This window comes from Guyparkeria sp. (assembly GCF_046540515.1).
In the GTDB taxonomy this organism is placed as follows: domain Bacteria; phylum Pseudomonadota; class Gammaproteobacteria; order Halothiobacillales; family Halothiobacillaceae; genus Guyparkeria.
The window spans coordinates 1-4,939 of record NZ_JBKHFB010000097.1 but is presented as its reverse complement, the minus strand read 5'-3'; the positions used below and the strand labels follow the sequence as shown (position 1 = coordinate 4,939).

Annotated in this window: 4 protein-coding genes and 1 pseudogene; all 5 read left to right on the top strand. The window is 67.0% G+C overall.

Annotated features, from left to right (window positions below; translation table 11 throughout):
• Positions 1-315: pseudogene (locus ACLFRM_RS08915) on the top strand (hypothetical protein); the annotation flags it as partial.
• A gap of 161 nt (positions 316-476) precedes the next feature.
• Entirely contained in the window at positions 477-953 is a 477-nt protein-coding gene (locus ACLFRM_RS08910; protein WP_410755386.1) for a DUF3429 domain-containing protein, read from the top strand.
• Positions 950-1,693, top strand: coding sequence for a DUF502 domain-containing protein (locus tag ACLFRM_RS08905; RefSeq protein WP_410755385.1), 744 nt, complete (start codon positions 950-952; stop codon positions 1,691-1,693). The genes ACLFRM_RS08910 and ACLFRM_RS08905 overlap by 4 nt, the downstream gene beginning before the upstream one ends.
• Positions 1,694-1,776: 83 nt before the next feature.
• Positions 1,777-3,570, top strand: coding sequence for an aspartate--tRNA ligase (aspS, locus tag ACLFRM_RS08900; RefSeq protein WP_410755387.1), 1,794 nt, complete (start codon positions 1,777-1,779; stop codon positions 3,568-3,570).
• A 112-nt stretch (positions 3,571-3,682) separates the two neighbouring features.
• Positions 3,683-4,789, top strand: a complete 1,107-nt coding sequence (gene nadA / locus ACLFRM_RS08895; protein WP_410755384.1) for a quinolinate synthase NadA — start codon at positions 3,683-3,685, stop codon at positions 4,787-4,789.
• Positions 4,790-4,939 lie beyond the last annotated feature (150 nt).

The following is a 4,939-nucleotide window of genomic DNA, read 5'->3' as shown; positions in this document are numbered from 1 at the left end:
TCGGAGGCGGTCGAGGCGATGACTGCCGGTCGCGAGGTGAGCAACAAGAGCCTCGAGGCGGTCACCGAGGCCGATCGCATGCTCAACGAGATCGCCTCGGCCTTCGAGCGGCTCGAGGACATGAGCACGCGTATCGCCGCGGCCGCCGAGGAACAGACCGCCGTTTCCGGGGAGATGAAGACCAGCATCGAGCACATGAGCGAGACGACCAGCGACAACGCTCACGCCGCCCAGGAAACCGCGGAGGCCGGCGAGTCGGTGGCCCGCTACGCCCACGAGCTCTCGCACATGGTGCGCAAGTTCAATACGGGCTGATACCGGCTCGGACCGATACAGGCAAACGCCCGGGCTACCCCCGGGCGTTTTTTTTGCCGATGCCGGGGACTTCGTTCGGGTCCGGGCATGGGCGTAGAATGCGCTTGAACCCCTCGTGCCGCTCGGCACGACGACGGCCGCAGCCGGCCAAGGAGATCGGAATGCGTACCACTGCCTACCTGCTCGCGTTCGGCTTGTTGCTGCCCTTCTGGGCGCTCGCGGCACTGGCTTGGCTGGGGTCGCCGGCCTGGTCGGGCCATGCCCTGGAAGCCCTGTCCGCCTACGCGGCGGTGATGCTCGGCTTTCTCGGTGCGATCCACTGGGGCGTGGTGCTGGCGACCACCCCGGCCGAACGCGCGCTTCTGGTCGGTGATGCGCGCCACCGGCTGGGCTGGGGCGCGCTCCTGGTGCTGGCCGCCTGGGCCGCCGCGATGCTGCCCTGGACAGTGTTGTCGCTCTCGCTGCTGTTCCTGCTGCTGGTGGTGTCCTGGCGGATCGACCGTCACTGGCTCGACAACCTGCCGACGGGCTGGTCCTACCAGCAGCTGCGCCTGTGGTTCACGTTCCTGGCCGCTCTGGCGTTGCTGACGGCGATCGCCTCGTGGCTGCGACCGTTGCTTTCCGCGGGGGGCGCATGAGCGAGAAGTCGCAGGTGCCCGAGGGCGACGACAAGGCCGGCAAGGGCGGGCGCTTCGTCACCCTGCGCCGCTGGCTGATTGCCGGCATCCTGGTCTGGGCGCCGCTGGCGGTCACCTTCTGGGTGGTCAATGCCCTGATCTCGTTCATGGACAAGAGCATCGTGCTGCTGCCGTCGGCCTACCGGCCCGAGGCCCTGCTGGGCTTCGAGCTGCCGGGCATGGGAGCCTTCTTCGCCGTGGTGATCGTCCTGCTCACCGGTGCGCTGGTCGCCAATATCCTCGGGCGCAGCCTGATCCATGCCTGGGAGCGTCTGCTCAACCGCATCCCGCTGGTGCGCAGCATCTACTCGGCGGTCAAGCAGGTGGTCGAGACCTTCGTCTCGCAGGATTCGCGCTCGTTCCGGGAGGTGGTGCTGGTGGAATACCCGCGCCGCAAGGCCTGGTCGATCGCCTTCGTCTCCGGCGAGCCGATCGGCGAGGTGCAGGATCGTACCGAAGAGCACCTGGTGACGCTGTTCGTGCCCACCGCGCCCAACCCCACCTCGGGGTTCGTCATCATGGTGCCGCGCTCGGAGCTGATCGAGCTCAACATGACCATCGAGGAGGGGTTCCGGATGGTTGTCTCGCTCGGCGTGGTCGTCCCGCCCCGTCGTGATGTCGACGGGCGGGTGCTCGACAGCCTGCCCCCGGAACCCTATCTCGGCCGCGGGCGCTCCCCGGATTCGCAAGACGAGGCGTGACGCGGCCGGCAGCGCTCGAAAAATCCGCGCGCTCGGGCTACCATAGCGGGCTTTTCACCACGACGGATTTGATGACGATGCCGATGCGGACACACACCTGCGGACAAGTCGACCAGGCGCTGCTCGACCAGGAAATCGAGCTGGTCGGATGGGTCAACCGGCGCCGTGACCATGGCGGCGTGATCTTCGTCGATCTGCGCGACCGCGACGGCCTGGTTCAGGTGGTGTTCGATCCGGACGATCCCGAGATGTTCGCGGTCGCCGAGACGCTGCGCAACGAGTTCGTCATCCAGGTGCGCGGCCGGGTGCGCAACCGCCCCGAGGGCACCGAGAACCCCAACATCCGCTCCGGGCAGATCGAGGTGCTCGGCCTGTCGCTGAGCGTGCTCAACCGCGCCGAGCCGCTGCCGTTCCAGCTCGACGACGAGCGCGTCTCCGAGGACGTGCGCCTGCGCTACCGCTACCTCGACCTGCGCCGCCCGGAGATGCTCGAGCGCCTGCGCCTGCGCCACCGTGTGACGGCTGCCATGCGCCGATTCCTCGACGATGCCGGTTTCATCGACGTCGAGACCCCGGTGCTGACCCGCGCCACGCCGGAAGGCGCGCGCGACTACCTCGTGCCCTCGCGCACCCACCCGGGCGAGTTCTTCGCCCTGCCGCAGTCGCCGCAGCTGTTCAAGCAGCTGCTGATGATGGGCGGCATCGACCGCTACTACCAGATCGTGCGCTGCTTCCGCGACGAGGACCTGCGCGCCGATCGCCAGCCCGAGTTCACCCAGCTCGACATGGAGATGAGCTTCGCCGACGAAGAGACGGTGATGGGGCTGATCGAGAACATGATGCGCCACCTGTTCATCGAGACCGTCGAGGTGCCGCTGCACGACCCGCTGCCGCGCCTGACCTGGGCGGAGGCCATGCGCCGCTTCGGCTCCGACAAGCCGGACCTGCGCATCCCGCTGGAGCTGGTCGACGTGGCCGACCTCGTCAAGGATGTCGATTTCAAGGTGTTCAGTGGCCCGGCCAACGACCCGCGCGGTCGCGTCGCCGCCCTGCACGTGCCGGCCGGCGGCAAGATGCCGCGTAGCCAGATCGACGACTACACCAAGTACGTCTCGATCTTCGGCGCCAAGGGGCTGGCCTACATCAAGGTCAACGACGCGGCGGCCGGGCGCGAAGGGCTGCAGTCGCCGATCCTCAAGTTCCTCACCGACGAGGCGATCGCCGGCATACTGGCGCGCACCAATGCGGCCGATGGCGACCTGATCTTCTTCGGCGCCGACAAGGCCAAGATCGTCAACGAGGCGCTGGGCGCGCTGCGCGTGCGCCTGGGCCACGATCTCGACATGGTCGAGCACGGTTTCAAGGCGCTGTGGGTAGTCGACTTCCCGATGTTCGAGTACGACGAGAAGGATGGTCGCTACTACGCGCTGCATCACCCGTTCACCGCCCCGCACCCGGACGATATCGACAAGCTCGATTCCGACCCGGAGAACGTGCGCTCGCGCGCCTACGACTTCGTGTTGAACGGCTACGAACTCGGCGGCGGGTCGGTGCGTATCCACGAGCCGGAAATGCAGCGCCACGTGTTCGCCAAGCTCGGCATCGAGGAGGCCGAGGCCAACGAGAAGTTCGGCTTTCTGCTCGACGCGCTCAAGTTCGGCGCACCACCGATGGCGGGCGTGGCCTTCGGCCTGGATCGCATCGCCATGCTGATGAGCGGCGCGACCTCGATTCGCGACGTGATCGCCTTCCCCAAGACCCAGTCGGCTGCCTGCCTGCTGACCGACGCGCCGGGCGAGATCGATCCGGCCGCGCTGCGTGAGCTCTCGATCCGCGTGCGCCTGCCGCCCAAGGAAAACAAGGAAGACAAGGGCTGAGCGACGTCCCGACATTGCAATCGGTGCTGCTGTCTATAGACATGGATGGTACTCGTGCCCTGTTCGTTGGCCGTCGGCATGATCCGGCGCGCCGTCTTTCCCGGGAGGCCGTATGACCGCGAATGCCCAATCCGATCGCGCTGCGCGCGAGATACCCGTCGCCCTCGAGCCCGAGATCGCCCGTATCGCGCTCGCCTCCAAGCCGGCCGCCCCGGTGACGGACGAGGAGCGCGAGGCGCTGCGCGCCGAGATCAAGGAACTCCTGGTCAAGCAGGACGCCGTGCTGGTGGTCCACTACTACGTCGACGAAGAGCTGCAGAAGCTCGCCGACGAGACCGGTGGACGGGTATCCGACTCGCTCGACATGGCCGCCTTCGGCGCCGAGCACGCCGCACAGACGCTGGTGGTCTGCGGGGTGCGCTTCATGGGCGAGACCGCCAAGATCCTTAGCCCCGAAAAGCGGGTGCTGATGCCCGAGCTGCACGCCGAGTGCTCGCTCGATCTCGGTTGCCCGCCCGAGGAGTTCACGGCCTTCTGCGACGCGCACCCCGACCGCACCGTGGTGGTCTACGCCAACACCTCGGCCGAGGTGAAGGCGCGCGCCGACTGGGTGGTCACCAGCTCGAACGCGCTGGAGATCGTCACGCACTTGAAGGAGCGCGGCGAGAAGATCCTGTGGGCGCCCGACAAGCACCTGGGGCGCTACATCCGCGACCAGACCGGCGCGGACATGCTGCTCTGGGAAGGCTCCTGCGTGGTCCACGACGAGTTCCGCGCCGACGCGCTGGCCGAGCTCAAGGCCAAGCACCCCGAGGCGGCCATCCTGGTCCACCCGGAGTCCCCGGAGGCGGTGGTCGACATGGCCGACCGGGTCGGATCGACCTCCCAGCTGATCAAGGCGGCCACCGAACTGCCCAACGAGACCCTGATCGTGGCGACCGATCGGGGAATCTTCCACAAGATGGCCGAGGCCGCGCCGGGCAAGACCCTGATCGAGGCGCCCACCGGCGGTCGCTCGGCGACCTGTGTCTCCTGCGCGCACTGCCCGTGGATGGCCATGAACGGCCTGGTGAGCGTGCGCGATGCCTTGCGGCACCCGCAAGAGCACGAGATCACGGTCGATCCGGCGATCCGCGTCAAGGCGGTCGAGTCGATCCAGCGCATGCTGGACTTTTCGCGTAGCCGAGGCATCGTCACGCGCGGTAATAACGACGCCTGATCGTTCGCCATGCTCCCGCCGTTATCAAGGGCCCGTCACCAGACGGGCCTTTTTCGTTCGCTTGGCGGATCGGGCACGTGAATATCTTTATATGTCTGTTTCCTAAAGAAAATGGTTTCGAATATTCGCGACTGCTTTGATACAAGACCG

Bases quoted from the DNA above. Each gene is read 5' to 3' on its own strand.
- nadA (WP_410755384.1), top strand. From the start codon at position 3,683: ATGACCGCGAATGCCCAATCCGATCGCGCTGCGCGCGAGATACCCGTC.
- aspS (WP_410755387.1), top strand. From the start codon at position 1,777: ATGCGGACACACACCTGCGGACAAGTCGACCAGGCGCTGCTCGACCAG.
- ACLFRM_RS08910 (WP_410755386.1), top strand. From the start codon at position 477: ATGCGTACCACTGCCTACCTGCTCGCGTTCGGCTTGTTGCTGCCCTTC.
- ACLFRM_RS08905 (WP_410755385.1), top strand. From the start codon at position 950: ATGAGCGAGAAGTCGCAGGTGCCCGAGGGCGACGACAAGGCCGGCAAG.